Below are 19,647 nucleotides of genomic sequence, written 5' to 3'. Positions count from 1 at the left end.
CTCAGCCCTGCCGCTGAGGCATGTTCACCAGCAAACCGTGCAAATCGTCTGTCACGGTAATCTGGCAGGCCAGCCGCGATGCGCTCGGATCGGGCTCATACGCAAAATCCAGCATGTCTTCCTCGAGGGCCGACATCCCGGGCAGCCGGTCTATCCAATCGGCGGCGATATAGACATGGCAGGTCGAACAGGAACAGGCACCGCCGCATTCGGCCTCGATCCCGCGCACCCCTTCGTTCCGGGCGGCTTCCATCAGTGACAGGCCGGCAACGGCATCCACGACGCGCTTGCTGCCGTCGGGTTCGACAAAGGTGATCTCGACCATGTTGCGGCGCCTCAGTTCGGGCTGGACGGGACAAGAGCCATTGCCTCGACTTCGACCAGAAATTCGGGCCGCGTGAAGCCGTCAACGATCAGCAGGGTAGAGGCCGGTTTGACCTTCAATCCCCGCACCCAGCGATCGCGCACCGCCATATAGGCGGCCATATCGTCGCGTCGCGTCACGAATGCCGTAAAGCGCAGCACATGCGAGAGATCGGCACCGGCCTCGGCCAGAATGGCATGGATATTCGCGAAACACAGTTCCGCCTGCGCGGTCACGCCATCCGGCACCGTTCCATCAGCGGCAAGCCCAAGCTGCCCCGAGGTCACGATCATTCCCCCTGCCGCGACACCATGCGAATAATTGCCGAAAGGCGCGGCCATCCTGTCGGGAACCAGAGATTTCATGGCCGCGGCCCCCGCCCCTGCAAGCCGCAACGCAAAAGGAACAATTCCGTCGCCTCGGCAATGATCCGGTCGGCATCCAGCGGCGCACCGTCCGGGACGTCCATCAACACACGCGCCTGCGCTTCATATTCCGCGTAATGCTGGGTCACCGCCCACATGTTGATCTGGAAAAGCAGCGGATCGACCGGCGCCAGCATCCCGGCCTCTATCCAGCCCCGGATCACCTCGCTCGCCTCGTCGACCGAGGCTTTCAATTCCTCCCAATGCCCGGCCATCTCGGGCGCGCCCCGCGCGATCTCATTGGCGAAAAGGCGGGAAATATCGGGATATTCCAGCGCATGCCGCAGCTTGCGCTCGATATAGGTGGCGATCGCAGTCGCCGGATCGTCACGTGTCGGCGACAGAAAGAAAATCTCGCGCCACTGCCTGACGATATGGCCAAGCACCTGCTGATACAGCTCTTCCTTCGAGGAAATATAGTAATGCAGCTGCGCCTTGCTGATCCCCGCGCTTTGCGCGATCACCTGCGTCGATGTGCCGGCAAGGCCGTTCCGGGCGAATTCGCGAATCGCGGCATCGCGGATGGCGATATGCATTTCGCGGCGTTTCTTCTGCGCGGTGGTCATAACCTGCTCCCAATCATGCTTTACCTGCGGCACAACCGCCCATCTTTCCCGACAATGCTACATAACCGCATCCAGTCAAAACCAGCATGCCCTTCTGCTTCATGCAAATATCCCGGAGGAATCCGGCCGGGCCGGGCCGGATGGGGCAGCGCCCCCGATGCCGGGCACCATGGGTCCACCATTCACTCGGCCCGCAGCTTTTCCTTGATCTCAAGGCCGGTCCCGCGATTGACGAAAGCGCTATCGGCAACCATCGACAGATCGACGCTGCCGGCTTCGATGATCCCGGCCTCGACGGCCAGATCGTGGAACGCCTCGATCCGCGCCTCATCCAGCGCGCCGATGCCTTTCTCCTGCGCATCGCCGGTATCGATGATGTCCAGCGACTCGAACTGCGTCATTTCGGCGTCCAGCTTCTCGACCGTCATTTCGGGATTGGCCGCGATGATGGCGTCATAGGCCGCGCTGCGGTCGCCATAGAGATAATTGTACCAGCCCTCGATCGAGGCATCGACGAAGCGCTGCACCAGATCCGGGTTCTCGTCGATCAGATCCTGCCGCGTCTCGATCGTGGCGCCATAGGTATTCCACCCCTGATCGGCCAGCAGGAACGTGTCGACCTCGGCCCCCTCGGCCTTGGCGTAAAGCGGCTCGGCGGTGCCATAGGCTTGCTGAACCATTGTCTCATCCCCCAGGAACTGCGCGAGGTTGTAGCCATATGGCCGAAGCTGCTCGTCCCGGAATCCCTTGGACGCGACCATCCATTGCCAGAAGCTGAATTGCCCATCCTTGCCCATCAGGACCGCCGGAGCCTGTGCCAGTGCCGCGAAATCCTCATACTGCCCCTTATGAGCCATAAGCGCCTGCGGATCCTTTTGATAGATGGCCGCGACGACCTTGGTCGGAATGCCGTTGCGAACATTGTCGAAGGACAGCAACAGATTGCCGGCGATCAGGAAATCCAGCCGCCCCGCCGCCAGCATCGGCCGATTATTCACCTGAGGCCCGCCGGGCTGAATTTCGACATCCAACCCGTATTTCTCATAGGTGCCGTCGGCAACGGCTTGATAAAACCCGCCATGACCGCCCTGTGCCAGCCAGTTCGTGCCCAGCACCACCTTGTCATTCGCCCATGCGGCACCGGCGACCAGCAGGCCACAGATTGCGCCAAGGGCGGAAATCATCCTGTTCACGCCGTTTCTCCCTGTTGTCGTTGATCTTGATCGTCACGCGCCATGCCCGCATGCCAGCCCCGCGTTTTTCCGGGGTTCATCAGGCCATATGGATCGGCCAGTTTCTTGAACCGGATCTGCGCATCGTCGATCTGCTTCATGCCGCCATCCTCGATGGTCACCACATGCGGATCGAAGATCGTGCAGCCATCCAGCCGCTCCAGTTCGTCGATCAGACGATACATCGCCTCCTTGCCGCGCCAGCGCACCAGCGGCAGGGCGAAAATCTGGATTTCGCCCTCCATCCGCGCCATTTCATGATGCCAGAAAACCTCGTCGCCATAACGCTCCATCTGGCGCATGACCAGATCGGGATCGAAGGGGCGCGGATAGGCGACCTGAAGATAGGTCCAGCCCCTGTCAACCTTGAGCGCCTGAAGCGTGGTGTGGTTCCAGCCGCATTCATAGGCCGGTTGCAGCCCCGCCTCGCGGATTTCCGGCTTGGTCAGGGCAAAGGACACCCGACCGCCGCACGCCTCGGCCTCTTCGGTAAAGCGCTCCATCTCGTCCGGGGCGACCATCGCGAAGATCGCATCACGGTCAGCGGGAAAATGGTCGCCGAACTTGCGGTAGAACGGCGCGAAACGCCGCTCGACCGCGGTCAGCAGATAGCAATCCATGCCATCCGCCTGCGCGCGCGTCGCAAAGCGCAGTGCCTTGTCATAGCCGTCGAACAGAACCGCTATATGGATCCAGTCGGTGGCACGGGTCAATGCAAGTCCCAGTTCCACCACGATGCCGTTGGTGCCGTAGGCGTGCTGGATTTTCTGCGTATCGCCGCCGTGAAGCTCGATCACCTGCGGCTCGGGCTCGACCGTGACGACTTTGGCATAGGTCACGTTGCCCGGATCGCGCAGCATGCCGTGACGCAGCGAGCCGATCCCGCCCGAACCCCCGGCAATGAACCCGCCGATCGTGGCCATCTGGCGGGTCGAGGGATACATCAGCAATTCCTGCCCGGTCTCTCGCGCGGCATCGTCCAGACGCGAAATCCGCGCACCGGCCTCGACCCGGACATGGCCATCGGTGATTTCTATCACCCTGTCGAGACGGGTCAGGTCCATGATGACCCCGCCCTCCAAAGGCACACATTGCCCGTAATTGCCGGTGCCGCCGCCGCGCAGGGTCAGGGGAAGCCTGTGGCGGGCCGCCAGCGCCGCCACCTGCATCACCTCATCGAGGTTTTGCGGCAGAACGACCAGATCACCGGTCAGATCCTTCAGCTGTTCGTTCAAAATCGGGCTGTACCAGAAATAATCATGCGACCGCGCCGCCAGATATTTCTCATCATCATGAAAGCGGACACCGTTCAGTGCAGCCTTGAACGCCTCCAGATTGCGAATTGCGGTCATTGTTGTTCTCCTTGCAATTCCGGCAGCACCTTGCCGTCGCGCCAGATCGCCCGTGCGGCGCGGGAACGGCTGATTGCGTCGCCCGCATCCTCGGCCGCGATGCGGATAAAACTGGCCGGCCCGCCTTCGGTCAGGCGCAGGCTGTGGCCCATCCAGTTCGCGGGCCTCTCGCTGATGGAATCCAGCCATTCATCGGGCGGCAGATGCCCGGCCAGAACGGCAAGGCGGAACATGTCGCCAAGATCGTAATCGCCATAGGGGAAAAACCCGTCCCGGACATTATCCGAGCCGATCATCACCGGCACGCCCGCCTCCTGCGCCTCTCGCAAGGGTGCCAGCCCGCGCAGGCGCGGCGTCCGGCCCGGGGCGGCGTCCTGAAGATAGCTGTTGGCGCCCGGCAGCACGGTCAGGCCAATTCCGGCCTCGGACGCCCGGTCCAGGATACCGGCAACCTCTTGGCTGTCGCGGATCGACAACGCGCAGCCATGCCCGCACAGCACGCGCCCCGCCATGCCACGCCGCGCGGTTTCCCCGATGATCGCATCGATGCCGCGGGCATCGGGGTCCAGCCCTTCATCAACGTGAAAATCCAGATCCAGCCCGTATCTTTCCGCCAGATCGAACACCGTCCCGATTTTTGCCGCCAGATCGGCATTGCGATACACGAAAGCGCCCAGAATGCCGCCGCTGTCGCGAATTTGCGCGGCCACGGAGGAACCGATCTCGACCAGACGATCCAGCGGCGTCAGCGAGGCCAGTTGCAACCCGATCCGGCCGCGCCAATCCTCGGCCAGCCCGCACAGGACCTGCCATGCCAAAGGCGCCTGCGCATCGTTCCAGTCGACATGACTGCGCATCAAGGCGGTCCCGTGATGGTATGCCTTGCCCAATGCACGGCCTGCGCGGGATCGCAGGTCATCCTCGGTCCAGCCTTCGGCATCCCGGGCCATCATCTCGATGGCGTCAAACAGCGACCCGGCCCGATGCGGCATCCGCGCGGCGGTAAACGTCTTGTCCAGATGCGTATGGATATCCGCCAGCAAGGGCGTGACGAAGCCGCCGCCTCCCTTTTGCGAGGGGCGTAGAGCAGTGATCCGTCCGCCTTCATGCCGAAGGTCCCAATGCCCCGCCCGCCCGGCCAGAGCGATGCCTGTCAGCTCGCCGCGATCATCCATGTCACGCATCCGCATCAGCCCTCGCGCTTGATTTCGCTTTCGTGCCAGTGCCCCAGCACGGCTCGCGACAACCACGAGGTGATCAGAAAGATGACGACCCCCAGCAGCGACACCAGAAACAGCGCGGCGAACATGCGCGGGATCTCGTTTCGGAAGCTGGATTCCAGAATGCGCGAGGCAAGCCCGGTATTCTGCCCTGCGGTCCCTGCGACGAATTCCGCCACCACCGCGCCGATCAGTGCAAGCCCGCCCGCGATCTTCAATGCCGCCATGAAATAGGGCAGTGCCGACGGGATCAGCAGATAACGCAGCCGCTGCCACGGCGTCGCCTGATACAGCCGGAACAGATCGCGCAGATTGTGATCCGCGCTGCGCAGCCCGATGGCCGTATTCGACAGGATCGGAAAGAACGCCACGATCCATGCACAGATCAGCAGCGCCACAAAGGTATTGCTGACATAGATCAGGATCAGCGGCGCAATCGCGATGACCGGCGTCACCTGCATGATGACGGCAAAGGGAAACAAGCTCATCTCCAACGGGCGCGACAGCGCGAACAGCATGCCCAAAGCCACACCGCCAACGATCGCCAGAGCAAGCGACATCAGGGTCAGCTTGACGGTGAAGGCGGCGCTTTGCATCAGGCTGGCCCAATCCTCGACCAGAGTCTTCGCGATCAGGCTGGGTGCCGGGATCAGGTAATGCGGTACCTCATTGTACCACACCAGAAATTCCCACAGCCCCAATGCCAGAAGAATCGCCGTGATCGGCATGACGATCCGCAGCCGACGCTCTTTCCGTTCGCGCAGGATACGGGGATCGGTCTGCGGCTGATCGGGCATCGCGTCGGCTCTGGCTTCAATGGTTGAGATCGACATGATCCATGGTCCCTTCCAATGCGTTGCTGACCATGCGGCAGCTCTCGGTATATTCGGGCGTCATCCGATAGGAGGCATCGCGCGGATAGCCGCCGGGCAACGGGATATCATGCACGACCCGGCCGGGACGCGCCGCCATGACCACGACGCGGCTGGACAGGTAGACCGACTCGAACACCGAATGGGTCACGAAGATCACCGTCAGCCCGTGCGAGCGCCACAACGACAGCACCTCGTCATTCAGCTTGGCGCGGGTCATCTCGTCCAGCGCCGCGAAAGGCTCGTCCATCAGCAAAAGCTTGGGCCGGGTGACCATCGCACGCGCGATCGATACGCGCATCTTCATCCCGCCCGACAATTCGCGCGGATAGGCTTTCGCGAAATTCGCCAAACCGACCATTGCAAGCGCCTCTTCGACGCGTGAACGGGCCTCGGCCCGGCTTCGGCCGCTCAGCTTCAGCGGCAGGTAGACATTGTCGAAAACCGTGGCCCAGGGCATCAGCGTGGCATCCTGGAATACAAAGCCGATATCGGCATTATCGCGGCCTTGGCCGGGGGGATGACCGTTCACCGCAAGCTGACCGCCCGAGACCGACAGCAGCCCCGAGATCATCTTCAGCGCGGTGCTTTTGCCGCAGCCCGAGGGGCCAAGGAAGCTGACGAATTCACCGTCCCTTATGGTCAGGGACATGTCGCGGATCGCCACGGTTCCATTCGCGAACCGCTTGCCGACATCGCGCATCTCTATCAGGTTCGAAGCCTCGGGGCGGTCAAGCATCTTCATTCCTCCGGTACGCGGTCAAGCCAGTCGAGCGGGATGGCGTCGATCTCGGCCATCGCCTCGACCAGCCGTTCGACGGCATGGGCCAGAGTCGCCTCGCCCTTTTCGGCACTTGCCAGATGCGCTTCGCCGCAGGCGCCGGCAATGTTCAGATCCTGCGTCTTCCACCCCGGCTTCACTGCCCGACCCAGCCCGACATGACTGAACCGCTCGGCCAGATCCTGACCACGCGACCGGAAATCCCGGGCAAGGCTCATATCCACATTCGCCGGATCCAGGGCCAGCATGACCGAGGTTTCCATGTCGCCGGCATGGATGCCGTGGCTGCGCTCGGTCGGTGAATACAGCCCGTCGGGCATGCCAAAGCCGAACCAGTTCACCGAAAATGTCATCATCCCATGCGATATCCGCAACTGCCGCGCGGCAGTCTCCATGACCGGAATATTGCCGCCATGACCGTTCAGCAGAATCAGCTTGCGGACCCCTGCCCGTGCCACGCTTGCGCCGATCTCGGTCAGCACCCGGATCAGGGTCTCGGCCGTCAGGGTCAGCGTTCCGGGAAAGTCGATATGCTCGTCGCTCTTGCAGACGGCCTGCACCGGAAGGAACAGGACCGGGCTGTCGGCGGGCAGCGCCTGCGCCAGCCGGCGCGTGATGCCGTCGACGGTACAACTGTCGACGGACATCGGCAGATGCGGGCCGTGCTGTTCTATCGCGCCGATCGGCAGGACGGCGATGATCCTTTCCCGGTCCAGCACCCCGAATTCGGTTCGGGAATAATCGGCCCAGTACCGTTTCATCTCGGCAGCCCTCCGGCCCCGGCGCCCCGGGTCGGCATGATGAATTCCGTCATGTGCTCCTCCACTGCATGGCAGGCTAAACAAATTCATAGCAATTGGTCAAACTAATTGATAAGTTTTTTTGAAAAGCCGGGAAGATGAACGGTTTGCCGGTAGTTCCGGCCAGCAAATCGCCACGAATCACAGGCTGGCGAAAGGCAGAGGGAGATCATCAGGATGAGCCATATCGCGATTATCGGCGGCGGACAGGCGGGGGCGGCGCTTGCCGCCAGATTGCGGCAGCTTGGCCATGACGGGAAGCTTACGCTGATCTGCGGCGAAGACGTGCTGCCCTATCAGCGGCCGCCGCTTTCCAAGAAATACCTGATGAAGGAAATGGCGCGCGAACAACTTTACCTCCGGCCCGAACGTTTCTATCTCGACCACGAGATCACCCTGATCCGCGGGCGGCAGGTCAGCGCGATCCGACCCGGCTCAAGGCAGATCGAGTTGGCGGGCGACATCATTTCATATGACAAACTTGCCCTGACGACCGGAGCCTCTCCGCGATTACTGCCTGCCGCGATGGGCGGCGATCTGCCCGGCATCCATGCCGTCCGCACCCTCGCCGATACTGACCGGATGGCGCCTGAATTCCGGCCCGGACAGCGGCTGCTGATCGTCGGCGGCGGTTATATCGGACTCGAGGCCGCAGCCGTCGCCGCCGGACTGGGCCTGCATGTCACCCTTGCGGAAATGGCTCCCCGGATCCTGCAACGCGTCGCCGCCCCCGAAACCTCGGACTTCTTTCGCGATCTTCACAGCGCGCATGGCGTCGAGATCCGCGAGGATGCCCGGCTGAAGCGTCTCCGCTCCGGGAATGGCATCACCGCCGAATTCGCCGATGGCCCGGAATGCGCGGCGGATTTCGTCATTATCGGCATCGGCGTCCTGCCAAATGACGATCTGGCGGCGGCGGCCGGCATTGCCTGCGACAACGGAATCCTTGTCGATGTGCAGGGCAGGACCAGTGATTCTCATATCTGGGCGGCGGGCGATTGCACCCGTTTGCCCTATCGCGGCGCGCGGATCCGCCTAGAAAGCGTGCAGAACGCCATCGATCAGGCCGAGGCGGTGGCGGCCAATATGCTGGGTCATGCGCAGGATTACATCCCGAAACCGTGGTTCTGGTCCGATCAATATGACGTCAAGCTTCAGATCGCCGGGCTGAACACCGGCTATGACCGGGTCGTCATCCGCCCGGGAAAATCGCCCGAAAGCCGCTCGCACTGGTATTTCAGGGGCGAAACGCTGTTGGCGGTCGATGCGATGAACGATCCGCGCGGCTACATGATCGGCAAACGCCTGATCGAGGCGGAACGCTCGCCCCTGCCGGATCAGGTCGCCGATCCGGATTTCGACCTGAAGGAATTGCTGTAGCCACAACTCACCGATGACAACGGACAATCCCGGCAATACCTGCCGCTCTCCGACCACGCACAGGCTTCTTCTTTGTCCAAATACCTCAGAGGTCGCCGGCGGGTCGCCCACTGGTTCAAGAGACCTGCCGGCGACGGGCAGCACCCCCGGCCGGTCGCATGGCGAACGCCTCCCTCCTATCCGGAAACGACGACCGGCGTTGCTGTCCCCGTACAAGGCGGTATGCTATGCGCTCGACAACCCGAAAGACGGTCATGACCACGCTCTATATAGACGCCGACGCCTGCCCGGTGAAAACCGAGGCCGAGCGCGTGGCCACCCGCATGCAGGTTCCCATGGTTCTGGTGTGTAATGGAGGTCTGCGGCCATCGCAAAACCCGCTGGTGTCGCTGGTCATCGTGGACGAGGGGCCGGATGAGGCGGATCAGTGGATCGCCGACCGCTGCGGTCGGGGCGATGTGGTGGTGACCGCCGATATCCCGCTTGCCGATCGCTGCATCAAGGCAGGCGCCCGCGTTCTTACCCCGACCGGAGAAGAGCTGAAACAGACGAATATCGGTCAAAGGCTTGCGGTCCGCGATCTGATGAGCGACATCCGCGCCGCTGATCCTTTTTTCCGCGGGAATGGCCCGTCATTCACAAAAGCCGATCGATCCCGCTTCCTGCAGGCGCTTGACACGGCCCTGAACGCGGCGCTGCGCGGCAGGTGATCCCGGCTGCGGGATTCCCGAACCGGCAGCGCCTCCATTTCACCCGTGCCAGCCCGAAACCCTATATTTGCGGTCTTTCCCTGCGCCCGCCGGAAGGGTATGGCCGTGGGGAAGTCAATCAGACCAACTGTCAGGAAGCCGATTTTGCCGGAAGGTCCATATCCTTGCTGATCCAGCCCCATGAGACTGCCGAAAGGGCGGGTCCGGCCGTGCGGGTCGAACATCTGTCGCTGAAATATGGCGGACAGGTGGCGCTGGACGATGTTTCGCTATCGATCGGGCGCGGCAGTTCCTTTGCCCTGCTGGGACCGAACGGAGCGGGCAAGACATCGTTGATCTCGGTCCTGGCAACGCTGCGCGAGGCCGATAAAGGGCTGGTCGAAGTGGCGGGGCACGACCTGCGCCGGGCCTCGCGTCAGGTGCGGCTGTCGATCGGGATGGTGTTCCAGGATCCAAGCCTGGACGACCGGCTCTCGGCCGAGGAAAATCTGGACTTTCATGGCCGGGTATACGGAATGCCGGGCCGTGCGCGCGCCGATGCGATCGACAGGATGCTTGATCTGGTCGAACTGACCGGCTGGCGCGAGACCGTCGTGCGCAGTTTTTCCGGCGGCATGAAGCGGCGGCTCGAGATCGCGCGCGCATTGATGCATGAGCCGCAGATCCTGTTTCTGGATGAGCCGACAGTGGGGCTGGACGCGCAGACGCGGGCGCGGATCTGGGCCTATCTGAACCGGCAGCGATGCGAACGCGGGCTGACGCTTCTGACCACCACCCATTATATCGAAGAGGTCGAGGATGCCGACCGCATCTGCATTATCGACAAGGGCCGCATCATCGCCGAAGGCACGCCCGGTCAGTTGAAGCGGGAACTGGGCCAAAGCTTTCTGCATGTGGTTGCGGCAACCCCTGCCGATCATGCGGCGCTTCTGGCCGCCTATCCCGGCGCTCATGCCATAGGCGCGGAAACTTTGGCCATTCCGGCCGGGGAAGAGGATTTCGTCGCCGGGTTTCTGGCCCGCTTCGGCAATCGCCTGCGCGAAATGCGCTTCGAGGGGCCGACGCTGGAAGGCGTTTTCCTAAGCCTGACCGGAAGGGTTCTGCGTGACCGCACCGATGGCGAACGCGAGGCGCAGCGCAATGCCGGGCGGCGGGCGGGGCGGCGATGAACTCATTTCTTCCCATATTGCGGGGCATTCACGGCGTCTGGCTGCGCGAGATCATGCGCGCGACCCGCGACAAGGGTCAGCTTCTGGGGGGCGTCAGCCGCCCACTGATCTGGCTGCTGATCCTTGGCGTCGGGCTGAACCCCTATTTCCGGGGCGAGGTTTTCGGCGAAGTGCGGCTGGTCCTGCCCTACAGCTATCTGCAATTTCTGTTCCCCGCCGTGATCGTGCTGAACATCATGTATACCTCGATCCAGTTCGCGGTCTCGGTCATCTGGGATCGCGAATTCGGGTTTCTGCGCGAAATTCTGGTCTCGCCCATGCCGCGATGGGCGGTGCTGCTGGGCAAGGTTCTTGGGGGGGCGACTGCGGCAACCGGGCATGGCACGCTGGTCCTGATCCTTGCGCGTTTCGCGGATGTCACGCTGACCGCGCCGCAGGTCGCGCAAGCGATCGCCTATATGTTCGCGCTGTCCTTTGCCTTGACCTGCTTCGGTGTGGTTCTGGCCGGAAAGGTCCGCAGTTTCGAAGGTTTCGGCGTGTTCTCGAATACGGTGATCCTGCCGCTTTATTTCGCCTCGTCCTCGGTTTTTCCGCTGGATCCGTCGCTGACGCGCACCCAACTGGTCGCCAGCTACCCCGAATGGCTGATCATGCTGATCTACGCCAATCCGATCACCTATGCGGTCGATGCTTTGCGGGGTATTCTGATCAACTTCAATCAGTTTCCGCCGCAGATCGGCTTTGGTCTGGTGGGCATCGGCATGATCGGTTTCTTCCTGTGGGCCTTGCGGAGTTTCGGCAGGTGACCAAAGGCTGGAAGCGATGGCGGAAACCCGTAATCGATATCGGTGTGATTACGCTGCTATTGGTCGCGCTAAGTCATCTGCCGCCCGATACCTCGCTGAGCGAGCGGATGGAGAATGGGATTTTGCGCCTTTGCGTTCCCGACAGGAACAGCGAGTTGATCCGCGCCGACCACGCGACCCGACCGGGATATGAGCTTGCCCTGATGCAGGGCGTCGCGCAGGAGCTGGATCTGCGGCTTCAAGTGGTCGAGATCGCGAATATGGGCCGGTCCTTCAATCCGCGTGACTGGCAGATCGGGCGCGGGCAATGCGATATACTGGGCGGAGGCTTGGCCGACAGCGCAGCCAATCGCGGCTTTCTGACGCTGCTGCCGAATGGCGGGCGGATCGGTCTGGTGCGGATCAGCGACAGCGCCCCCCCTGCCCGGGGCGCCAAGGTCGGGGTCTTCATGGGTTCGGCGGGGCTGAACCGGGTGCAATTGTCAAGCTGGATGCGGGCCGAGGGCTGGCAGCCGCACCCGTTGGCCACCGAGGCCGATCTGGCTGTCTGGCTGCGGCAGGGCGGCGAGGCCATCGCCTCGAGTCTGACGCCGCTGCCGGCCGGAGCCCTCTCTCATGACCTGCCCGCAGCAGCGGGCGAAAGCACATCCCTTGCCTTCGGCCTCTGGCGTGGAGACGTGACGCTGACCCGCGCGATTCGTGCTGCATTGCAGAAAGAAATTCAGCACAAACAATTCGTTGCAAGAGCTAACTAATTCGAAAGATTTTAGGCAAATTATCGGCATCTTTACGGGTTCCGGGCCTTCAGCCCTCTTGAACTTCGCCGAAAACAGGCGCATCCATCATCCTTATGGTTGATCATCAACAGAGCGCTTCTCATGAAGATTTCCAAAATGACCAGCCGATAAAAATGCGCGCGAACACCCAATGACACGCAAATCAACCCGTATCCTTGCAAGGTTTACGCATGATTTGCACAGCTTTGACATTCCCGCGAGCAACCAGGGGGCGGTGAAAGCCGCCTTCAGACCGAACCGTGGCGGCTATGCCGTCCCGGTCAACCTTTATGGAGGTTCTGGTGCCAGCCAAACTCTTTGGACGATCAGCCGTCCTGACCATCACATCTGCCATTGCGATGACCTTTTCATCATCGATCCCAGTTTTTGCTGCGGGATTCACCTCGGAGCAGGCGTCGACAGGTCAAACCGATTATCAATCTAATTGCGCAAGCTGCCACGGCGTGCGCCTTGAGGGCCCCGAAGCGCCTGCGCTGTTCGGTCAGGACATCATGGGGAACTGGGACACCGCTGGCGGCCTGTATGACTTTATTTCGGTTGCCATGCCGCCGGCGCAACCCGGCCAGCTGGGCGAGGAAACCTATCTGAATATCGTTGCATATATCATGCAGCAAAACGGTGCCAAGCCGGGCGACACGGCGATGGACACCGAGAATATGGCTTCGATCGGCCTTGTTGCCGAAACCAAGGAAGGTGCGGCGGAACTGGCGCTGGCCAATCAGGAAACCGCCGGCGAAGAAGAAGGCGATACGAATGTGCCCCAAGCATATACCTGGGGCAAGGAACTGCCGAAATTCAAAAAATAATTCAGATTCGGGCAGGCCATTCCGAAGCCGCCTGCCTTCAGGAGAGACCCAGAATGAAACTCGACATTCGCAAACATCTGCTGATCGCGTCTACCGCGCTGATCGCATGTGTTCCAGCGGCCTTTGCGCAAGGCGTGCTGGATAATTACACCCCCGTCACCCCGGAATTGCTGGCTAATCCGCCGAAAGGCGACTGGCTGCAATGGCGTGGCAACTATTCGAATACCGGTTTCTCGGAACTGGATCAGATCAACAAGGAAACCGTCAAGGATCTGGAACTGGCATGGGCCTGGCCGATGGCAGATGTCGGCATTCAGGAAACCGTTCCGCTCATCCATGACGGCGTGATGTTCCTGCAGACCTCGGATGGCATCGTCGAGGCGCTTGACGCGAAATCCGGCGATCTGCTGTGGACCTATCGTCACATCCTGCCGCAACTGAATTCGACCTGGTCCTATCAGGCCAATCAGGCCCGCCGTCAGAAGAACTCGATCGCGCTGGCTGGCGACAAGATCATCCTGACCACGCCGGATGCGAAACTGGTCGCTCTGGAAGCGAAGACCGGCAAGATCGCGTGGGAAAAGCAGGTTCTCGATTGGAAAAAGGGCTATTCCTACACGGTTGGCGCATTGATCGTGGATGACAAGATCATCTCGGCCATCTCGGGCTGCTCGATCGCGGGCACGGCAGGCGGCTGCTATATCATGGCGCATGACCTGAACTCGGGCGAGGAACTCTGGCGGTTCAATACCATCAACGATCCGGAAAACCCCGAACAGCAGGAAAGCTGGGGCGAGGTTCCGCCGGAAAATCGCTGGGGCGGCACGCCCTGGACGACCGGTTCCTATGATCCGGAACTTGGCCTGACCTATTGGGGCGTCGGCATGCCGGGACCCTATGCCGAACTGATCCGGGGCTCGGGCGATGGCAGCGTGCTTTACACCAACTCGACGCTTGCGCTGGATGTGAATACCGGCAAACTGAAATGGTACTATCAGCATCTGCCGCGCGACAACTGGGATCTTGACAGCCCGTTCGAGCGTATTCTTGTCGATCAGGAAGTGGACGGCGAAACCCATAAGATGCTGATCTCGGTTCCGGGCAAGAACGGGATCGCCTTCGCGCTTGACCGTGAGACCGGTGAATATCTGTGGTCGAAAGAGACCGTGTTCCAGAATGTCGTGTCCAAGATCGACGACGACGGCACCGTGCATATCAACGAAGATCTGGTTCCGACCGCCGTCGGTCAACCGGTTCATGTCTGCACATCGGTTTCGGGTGGCAAGCTTTGGCAGGTGGGTTCCTATAGCCCGCTGACCCAAACCTATTACGTGCCTCTGACCGAAGCCTGCAACGAGGTGACGCCGACGCAATCCGAATTCACCGCCGGTAACGCGGTCGGTTCGGTCAAGTTCGGCCCCCGCGTTCTGCCGGAAGGTCAGGATAATGCCGGGCTGTTCGAGGCCCTGTCCGTCAATACGACCCAGGGCGATCACCTGTGGCAGCATCGGCAGCGCGAAGCACCGACCTCGTCGGTTCTGGCAACTGCCGGAGGTCTGGTGTTCGGCGGCGACGCTGCTCGCTATATCAAGGCATTCGACGACAAAACCGGAGATGTGCTGTGGCAACAGCGCCTGAACGCCCCGGTCGGAGGCTCACCGGTTACCTATGAGGTCGATGGCGAGCAATATCTGGTCGTGCCCACCGGTTATTCGAATTCGGCATCGTCGATTGCGTCGGCTTTCCCGGAAACGCCGCTGCCGAACGGCAATGGCAACTCGATCTTCGTGTTCAAGCTGAAAACCGAAGCTGAATAAACCTGCTGATCTGCTATCGGGAAAGGGGGTTTCGGCCCCCTTTCCCATGTAAGGAAAGGTTTCGGGATGATAAAATGGTTATTGGCGGGGATTCTGGGCTTCGCTGCCGCGACCTCGTCCTTTGCGCAAAGCTATGGTGTGCCCTCGGAGCTTCTGGACAATACGCGGCGGATGGATGGCGACAAATTGCAGGTCTGTCTGGACCAGACCGGCAAGACTCGCGAATTCGACCGCGCCGTGGCACAGGCGATAGCCGATGCGTTGTTTCTGACGGCGGAATTCCACGAAGGCTTTGGCGGCTATCCCACCAGCGGCGAAGGCTTCATGGACGAGCTGCAGATCGCGATGAATAACAGCTGCGACATCATGGTCGGCATGACCGTGCAAGAGAATTCGCCCTTCCCTGATTGGGCGGTCCTCAGCCGTCCCTATGTCAGCCTGCCCTATGTGCTTACGGTCAAAGACGATTACCGGACTTTGCTGGATATCCCCCGCGACCGCAAACTGGGCACCGCTTTGTCATCCATGGGCGAGCGTGTGTTCATCACCTGGAACCAGCAACAGCCCGAAGAACAGCGATTCATCAGACTTCCCTATGCGGATATGGAACTGATGGCCAGACGGGTCGCGGATGGCTCGATTGCGGGGATGATGATCTGGCAGCCGGTTCTTGCGGAGCTTGAGAAATCCGGCAACCCCGACGCTGCGGCACTGCATGCCATCCCGATGAAGCCCGTGCCCGATACGGTGACGCGGGTCGGCATTCTGATGAAGGCCCGGGACAGTTATTTGCGGACTCAGGTTGATGAGGCAATCGACGCTTTGGTCACGGATGGCACGATCGCCGGCCTGATGCAGGATTTCGGTTACGAAGGAACAGCGGGCGACGCGGCAGGAGCACGATGACCCGGATCTTGTGACGACTGATCGGCGCGATCTTCAGACCAGTCGCAGCGCCCTGACCACAGGCTTTACATCCGGAAACCAGCCCAGAATGACAAGAATGGCCGCCAGCGCCATTCCGATCGGCGCGAGTTTGCAATAACGCTTTGCGATTGCCGGGAAAATGGAGGGCAGCGCCGTCCCGACCAGCAAACCCGGCAGCGGCAGCAATCCCAGCATCACGGATCCGGCCAGCATGAATTGCAGCGTATCGATGCTTGCCAGCGTCATATAGCCCATTGTGCGCGGAAGAGCAGCATGCAGCGGTGCGCGTGCCAGATCAAGCAGCGGCACGAATGCCAGCAGCAACGCGAAACTCAGCAGCACGGCAAGCAGGGGGCGCAATCGCGTCATGCGGTCATTCGCCGGGGCAAAGGGCATCGGTTCGATCCAGCTCATGCGGAAGGCGATGCCCAGAAAAATGCCCGACAGAAGGACATGACGAAACGGATTGAAACTGAACCGCCCCGACTCACGCGGGCGCGGATCCCCCATGAGCGTCAGGACCATGGCAAGGATTCCCCCCTGCATCCCGGCATGGATCAGCAGCGCAAGAATGCGGCGCAAAATCTCGGGCAGGGTCAGATCGTAGAGAAATACCATTCCGCAGCATCCAGAGTCGGCGGCCTCCTCCTGACGCAATCCGCAGGTCATGTCCATAGAGGACGGTTTCGCGCACCCATCCGGGGCGGCGAATGACGTCAGGGGGTCGCGCGGCCTGCCGCTGAACTTTCGCCCGGCCGCAACCTCTGCCCATGCTCATCGAAATGAAACGCCCGCGCGGCGTCCGGCGTCAGCCAGACCGGCGCATCAACCTGATAATCATGTTCGCCGAACAGCCGCACCGTCAGCAGCCCGTGATCCTCGGTCAGGACATAGACCAGCGTCTCGCCGCCCAGTTTCTCGACATGGCTGATCTTGCCCGCGATCTGTCCGGCTTCGGTCGAAATCTCCAGATGTTCCGGGCGAATCCCCATCTGCGCCGAGGACAATCCCAGCGGTCCGGATTTCAGGAAATTCATCTGCGGGCTGCCGATAAAACCCGCAACGAATGTATTCGCCGGATCGTTATACAATTCCATCGGCGGCCCCACCTGCTCGACCCGGCCCGCGCGCAGGACCACGATCTTGTCGGCAAGGGTCATCGCCTCGACCTGATCATGCGTCACATAGATCATCGTCGCCCCAAGCTCGCGGTGCAAACGCGCGATCTCGATCCGGGTCGCAACGCGCAGCGCGGCATCAAGATTCGACAGCGGCTCATCGAACAGAAACAGCTTCGGCCGCCGGACAATGGCGCGGCCGATGGCGACCCGCTGACGTTGGCCGCCCGAAAGCTCGGACGGGCGGCGGTCGATCAGCGGATCAAGGCCCAGCATCGCCGAGGCCTTATCGGTCGCGGCAGTGATATCGGCACGGGAGGTTCCCGCTTGCTTCAATGCCAGCCCCATATTGTCGCGCACGGTCAGATGCGGATAAAGCGCATAGCTTTGGAACACCATCGCGATCTCGCGCTTGGCGGGGGCGACATCGTTCACCCGCCTGTCGTCGATCTTCACATCGCCCGAGGTCACGTCCTCCAGCCCGGCGATCATCCGCAGCAATGTCGATTTCCCGCAGCCGGACGGGCCGACGAAAACGCAGAATTCGCCCGGTTCGACATCCAGATCGACGCCGGTGATAACCTCGGTCGTACCGAAAGTCTTGGTGACATTGGACAGGGTCAGGGCTGACACGTGGCCGCCTCCTTCACAGTTTGACCGGAACGCCGGTGCGGACGCTTTCATCGGCGGCAAGGCAGACGGCAAGCGAACGCACCGCGTCCTGCATATGACGGGTCAGGTCCAGATCCTCGGCAATCGCTTTCGCCACGAATGCCTGCTCGGCATCGCAAAGCTCCTGATGCCCCGGCTCGCCCGCCATCGACAGATCCTCATCCCCCTGCCCCACGCGATGCACCCGCAGGGTCGAGGTCATGGTATGGGCGTCCACATCGTCCGAGCGAACGCCTTCGGGCATCCGGATCGAAACAGCGCCATTCGGGCTGACCACATCCTTCACGAAGAAAGCGGTGTCCGACATCATCGGCCCCCAACCCGCTTCATACCAGCCAACCGAGCCATCCTCGAACAGCACCTGAAACTGGCCGTAATTATACATATCCGGCGCGATTTCATCACTGAGGCGCAGCCCCATGCCGCGCACCTCGACCGGGGCGGCATCGGTGATCTGGCACATGACATCGACATAATGCACCCCACAATCCACGATGGGAGAGGTGGTCTGCATCAGGGCCTTGTGAACCTCCCATGTCGGGCCGCTGGATTGCTGGTTCAGGTTCAGACGGAACACGAACGGCCCGCCAAGCGCCCGCGCCTCGGCAATCAGGCGCTGCCAGCTTGGATGGTGACGCAGAATATAGCCCACAACCAGCTTGCGCCCGGTCTCGACGGCGCAATCCATCACGCGCTGCGCATCCGCCACATTGCTGGCCAGCGGCTTTTCGACAAAGACATGCCCGCCCGCCTGCATCGCAGCCACGGCGAAATCGGCATGGCTGTCGGAATAGGTGGCGATACAGACCAGATCGGGCTTCAGCCGCTGCAATGCCTCGGCATAATCATGGCTCAGGGGATAATCCTGCAATTCCGGCGGCAGGTCCGGCACGCTGCGATTGACCAGCCCGACGATCTGAAAATCCGGATTGTGATGATAGGCCAAAGCATGGCTTAGCCCCATATTGCCCAGCCCGGCGACAAGGACACGGATCATTTCACGGCTCCTGCGGTAATGCCACGGATCAACTGGCGCGAGAAGATCAGATATAGGACCATCACCGGCACGATGGCCAGCGACAGCGCCGCAAGAACCGCGTTCCAGTTGGTGACGAATTGCCCGATGAAAACCTGAGAGCCCAGCGTGATCGTCTTGGTCGGCTCGGACGGCGCGAGGATCAGCGGGAACCACAGGTCGTTCCAGATCGGGATCATGGTGAAGACGGCAACGGTCGCCATCGCCGGGCGCACCAATGGCAAAACCAGCCGGAAGAATATCCGATATTCCGACAGCCCGTCGATCCGCCCGGCATTCTTCAGATCGTCAGAGACGTTTCGCATGAATTCCGACAGGATGAAGATCGCCAGTGGCAGCCCCTGCGCGGTATAGACAAGCACCAGTGCCGTCAGCGTATTGACCAGCCCGGTGGCCACCATCAGTTGCAGGATGGCGACGGTGCCAAGCCGGATCGGGATCATGATCCCAAGCGCCAGATACAGCCCCATCAGGCTGTTGCCCCGGAAGCGATATTCCGACAGCGCGAATGCCGCCATCGCCCCGAACAGCAGCACGAAGAACAGGCTGGCAACGGTCACGATCATCGAGTTCTGGAAATATTGAAAGAAATCCCCCTGAGCCAGAACGGTCTGGAAGCCGATCAGATCGAATGTCTCTCGCGTCGGCAGCGCCAAAGGTTCCCTGAAGATCGCCTGACGCGACTTGAAGCTGTTGATGACGATCACGAAGACCGGGAACAGCGCGATCAGCGTATAGGTGATCAGGATGCCGTGGGCGGCGATGCTGCGGGGAAGGGAATGGCGGGCGGACATCTT

Annotated in this window: 21 protein-coding genes; 8 read left to right on the top strand and 13 right to left on the bottom strand. The window is 61.3% G+C overall.

Translation table 11 applies throughout. The features are described 5' to 3' along the window. Position 1: 1 nt before the first annotated feature. The 9 genes from D3P04_RS00925 to D3P04_RS00885 all read right to left on the bottom strand — a co-directional run bounded on the left by D3P04_RS00925 (position 2) and on the right by D3P04_RS00885 (position 7,573). Positions 2-325, bottom strand: a complete 324-nt coding sequence (locus D3P04_RS00925) for a 2Fe-2S iron-sulfur cluster-binding protein (RefSeq protein ID WP_119744996.1) — start codon at positions 323-325, stop codon at positions 2-4. An 11-nt stretch (positions 326-336) separates the two neighbouring features. Beyond that, positions 337-729 carry a RidA family protein gene (locus tag D3P04_RS00920; RefSeq protein ID WP_119745585.1) on the bottom strand — a complete coding sequence of 131 codons (393 nt, stop codon included), beginning with the start codon at positions 727-729 and terminating at the stop codon, positions 337-339. Continuing rightward, positions 726-1,355 (bottom strand): TetR family transcriptional regulator C-terminal domain-containing protein, encoded by a 630-nt coding sequence (locus tag D3P04_RS00915; RefSeq protein ID WP_119744994.1) that lies wholly within the window; start codon positions 1,353-1,355, stop codon positions 726-728. The genes D3P04_RS00920 and D3P04_RS00915 overlap by 4 nt, the downstream gene beginning before the upstream one ends. A gap of 182 nt (positions 1,356-1,537) precedes the next feature. Then, positions 1,538-2,539: an ABC transporter substrate-binding protein gene (locus tag D3P04_RS00910; protein WP_119745583.1), complete on the bottom strand. Its 1,002-nt coding sequence runs from the start codon at positions 2,537-2,539 to the stop codon at positions 1,538-1,540. Positions 2,540-2,544: 5 nt separating this feature from the next. Continuing rightward, a complete protein-coding gene (locus D3P04_RS00905; RefSeq protein WP_119744992.1) occupies positions 2,545-3,939 on the bottom strand; it encodes an FAD-binding oxidoreductase in 1,395 nt (464 codons plus the stop codon). Then, positions 3,936-5,123: an amidohydrolase family protein gene (locus tag D3P04_RS00900; RefSeq protein WP_119745581.1), complete on the bottom strand. Its 1,188-nt coding sequence runs from the start codon at positions 5,121-5,123 to the stop codon at positions 3,936-3,938. Before D3P04_RS00900 ends, D3P04_RS00905 begins: the two co-directional genes overlap by 4 nt. A gap of 5 nt (positions 5,124-5,128) precedes the next feature. Then, positions 5,129-5,992 carry an ABC transporter permease gene (locus D3P04_RS00895; RefSeq protein ID WP_232844846.1) on the bottom strand — a complete coding sequence of 288 codons (864 nt, stop codon included), beginning with the start codon at positions 5,990-5,992 and terminating at the stop codon, positions 5,129-5,131. Beyond that, positions 5,973-6,770 (bottom strand): ABC transporter ATP-binding protein, encoded by a 798-nt coding sequence (locus D3P04_RS00890; RefSeq protein ID WP_182912692.1) that lies wholly within the window; start codon positions 6,768-6,770, stop codon positions 5,973-5,975. Before D3P04_RS00890 ends, D3P04_RS00895 begins: the two co-directional genes overlap by 20 nt. 2 nt (positions 6,771-6,772) lie before the next feature. Then, complete coding sequence (locus D3P04_RS00885) at positions 6,773-7,573, bottom strand: creatininase family protein (protein WP_119744988.1); 801 nt, start codon at positions 7,571-7,573, stop codon at positions 6,773-6,775. Positions 7,574-7,789: 216 nt separating this feature from the next. On the opposite strand from D3P04_RS00885, the gene D3P04_RS00880 reads away from it, so the two are divergent. The 8 genes from D3P04_RS00880 to D3P04_RS00845 all read left to right on the top strand — a co-directional run bounded on the left by D3P04_RS00880 (position 7,790) and on the right by D3P04_RS00845 (position 16,003). Continuing rightward, positions 7,790-8,992, top strand: coding sequence for an NAD(P)/FAD-dependent oxidoreductase (locus D3P04_RS00880; protein WP_119744986.1), 1,203 nt, complete (start codon positions 7,790-7,792; stop codon positions 8,990-8,992). Between the two features lie 254 nt (positions 8,993-9,246). Next, positions 9,247-9,702, top strand: a complete 456-nt coding sequence (locus D3P04_RS00875; protein ID WP_119745577.1) for a YaiI/YqxD family protein — start codon at positions 9,247-9,249, stop codon at positions 9,700-9,702. A gap of 164 nt (positions 9,703-9,866) precedes the next feature. Further along, the gene (locus D3P04_RS00870) at positions 9,867-10,871 is read left to right on the top strand and encodes an ABC transporter ATP-binding protein (protein WP_232844845.1); all 1,005 of its coding nucleotides are present in this window, start codon (positions 9,867-9,869) and stop codon (positions 10,869-10,871) included. After that, positions 10,868-11,677, top strand: coding sequence for an ABC transporter permease (locus tag D3P04_RS00865; RefSeq protein WP_119744984.1), 810 nt, complete (start codon positions 10,868-10,870; stop codon positions 11,675-11,677). The genes D3P04_RS00870 and D3P04_RS00865 overlap by 4 nt, the downstream gene beginning before the upstream one ends. Beyond that, positions 11,674-12,432: a hypothetical protein gene (locus tag D3P04_RS00860; protein ID WP_147391860.1), complete on the top strand. Its 759-nt coding sequence runs from the start codon at positions 11,674-11,676 to the stop codon at positions 12,430-12,432. Before D3P04_RS00865 ends, D3P04_RS00860 begins: the two co-directional genes overlap by 4 nt. A 323-nt stretch (positions 12,433-12,755) precedes the next feature. Then, on the top strand, positions 12,756-13,280 hold the full coding sequence (locus tag D3P04_RS00855) for a c-type cytochrome (protein ID WP_182912691.1): 525 nt from the start codon (positions 12,756-12,758) through the stop codon (positions 13,278-13,280). Between the two features lie 53 nt (positions 13,281-13,333). Beyond that, positions 13,334-15,097 carry a pyrroloquinoline quinone-dependent dehydrogenase gene (locus D3P04_RS00850; RefSeq protein WP_119744978.1) on the top strand — a complete coding sequence of 588 codons (1,764 nt, stop codon included), beginning with the start codon at positions 13,334-13,336 and terminating at the stop codon, positions 15,095-15,097. Positions 15,098-15,163: 66 nt separating this feature from the next. Next, positions 15,164-16,003, top strand: a complete 840-nt coding sequence (locus D3P04_RS00845; protein WP_119744976.1) for a substrate-binding periplasmic protein — start codon at positions 15,164-15,166, stop codon at positions 16,001-16,003. Positions 16,004-16,036: 33 nt separating this feature from the next. On the opposite strand, the gene D3P04_RS00840 is transcribed toward D3P04_RS00845, so the two are convergent. The 4 genes from D3P04_RS00840 to D3P04_RS00825 all read right to left on the bottom strand — a co-directional run bounded on the left by D3P04_RS00840 (position 16,037) and on the right by D3P04_RS00825 (position 19,644). Then, entirely contained in the window at positions 16,037-16,642 is a 606-nt protein-coding gene (locus D3P04_RS00840; protein ID WP_147391859.1) for a hypothetical protein, read from the bottom strand. A gap of 98 nt (positions 16,643-16,740) precedes the next feature. After that, positions 16,741-17,775, bottom strand: coding sequence for an ABC transporter ATP-binding protein (locus D3P04_RS00835; protein WP_119744972.1), 1,035 nt, complete (start codon positions 17,773-17,775; stop codon positions 16,741-16,743). A gap of 13 nt (positions 17,776-17,788) precedes the next feature. Then, on the bottom strand, positions 17,789-18,811 hold the full coding sequence (locus D3P04_RS00830; RefSeq protein WP_182912690.1) for a Gfo/Idh/MocA family protein: 1,023 nt from the start codon (positions 18,809-18,811) through the stop codon (positions 17,789-17,791). After that, complete coding sequence (locus D3P04_RS00825) at positions 18,808-19,644, bottom strand: carbohydrate ABC transporter permease (protein ID WP_119744970.1); 837 nt, start codon at positions 19,642-19,644, stop codon at positions 18,808-18,810. The genes D3P04_RS00830 and D3P04_RS00825 overlap by 4 nt, the downstream gene beginning before the upstream one ends. Between the last annotated feature and the right edge of the window lie 3 nt (positions 19,645-19,647).

This window comes from Paracoccus onubensis (assembly GCF_003591515.1).
Classification (GTDB): Bacteria; Pseudomonadota; Alphaproteobacteria; order Rhodobacterales; family Rhodobacteraceae; genus Paracoccus; species Paracoccus onubensis.
This window is presented reverse-complemented; position numbering and strand designations above follow the sequence as displayed.

Bases quoted from the DNA above. Each gene is read 5' to 3' on its own strand.
- D3P04_RS00925 (WP_119744996.1), bottom strand. From the start codon at position 325: ATGGTCGAGATCACCTTTGTCGAACCCGACGGCAGCAAGCGCGTCGTG.
- D3P04_RS00920 (WP_119745585.1), bottom strand. From the start codon at position 729: ATGAAATCTCTGGTTCCCGACAGGATGGCCGCGCCTTTCGGCAATTAT.
- D3P04_RS00915 (WP_119744994.1), bottom strand. From the start codon at position 1,355: ATGACCACCGCGCAGAAGAAACGCCGCGAAATGCATATCGCCATCCGC.
- D3P04_RS00910 (WP_119745583.1), bottom strand. From the start codon at position 2,539: ATGATTTCCGCCCTTGGCGCAATCTGTGGCCTGCTGGTCGCCGGTGCC.
- D3P04_RS00905 (WP_119744992.1), bottom strand. From the start codon at position 3,939: ATGACCGCAATTCGCAATCTGGAGGCGTTCAAGGCTGCACTGAACGGT.
- D3P04_RS00900 (WP_119745581.1), bottom strand. From the start codon at position 5,123: ATGCGTGACATGGATGATCGCGGCGAGCTGACAGGCATCGCTCTGGCC.
- D3P04_RS00895 (WP_232844846.1), bottom strand. From the start codon at position 5,992: ATGTCGATCTCAACCATTGAAGCCAGAGCCGACGCGATGCCCGATCAG.
- D3P04_RS00890 (WP_182912692.1), bottom strand. From the start codon at position 6,770: ATGCTTGACCGCCCCGAGGCTTCGAACCTGATAGAGATGCGCGATGTC.
- D3P04_RS00885 (WP_119744988.1), bottom strand. From the start codon at position 7,573: ATGAAACGGTACTGGGCCGATTATTCCCGAACCGAATTCGGGGTGCTG.
- D3P04_RS00880 (WP_119744986.1), top strand. From the start codon at position 7,790: ATGAGCCATATCGCGATTATCGGCGGCGGACAGGCGGGGGCGGCGCTT.
- D3P04_RS00875 (WP_119745577.1), top strand. From the start codon at position 9,247: ATGACCACGCTCTATATAGACGCCGACGCCTGCCCGGTGAAAACCGAG.
- D3P04_RS00865 (WP_119744984.1), top strand. From the start codon at position 10,868: ATGAACTCATTTCTTCCCATATTGCGGGGCATTCACGGCGTCTGGCTG.
- D3P04_RS00850 (WP_119744978.1), top strand. From the start codon at position 13,334: ATGAAACTCGACATTCGCAAACATCTGCTGATCGCGTCTACCGCGCTG.
- D3P04_RS00845 (WP_119744976.1), top strand. From the start codon at position 15,164: ATGATAAAATGGTTATTGGCGGGGATTCTGGGCTTCGCTGCCGCGACC.
- D3P04_RS00840 (WP_147391859.1), bottom strand. From the start codon at position 16,642: ATGGTATTTCTCTACGATCTGACCCTGCCCGAGATTTTGCGCCGCATT.
- D3P04_RS00830 (WP_182912690.1), bottom strand. From the start codon at position 18,811: ATGATCCGTGTCCTTGTCGCCGGGCTGGGCAATATGGGGCTAAGCCAT.
- D3P04_RS00825 (WP_119744970.1), bottom strand. From the start codon at position 19,644: ATGTCCGCCCGCCATTCCCTTCCCCGCAGCATCGCCGCCCACGGCATC.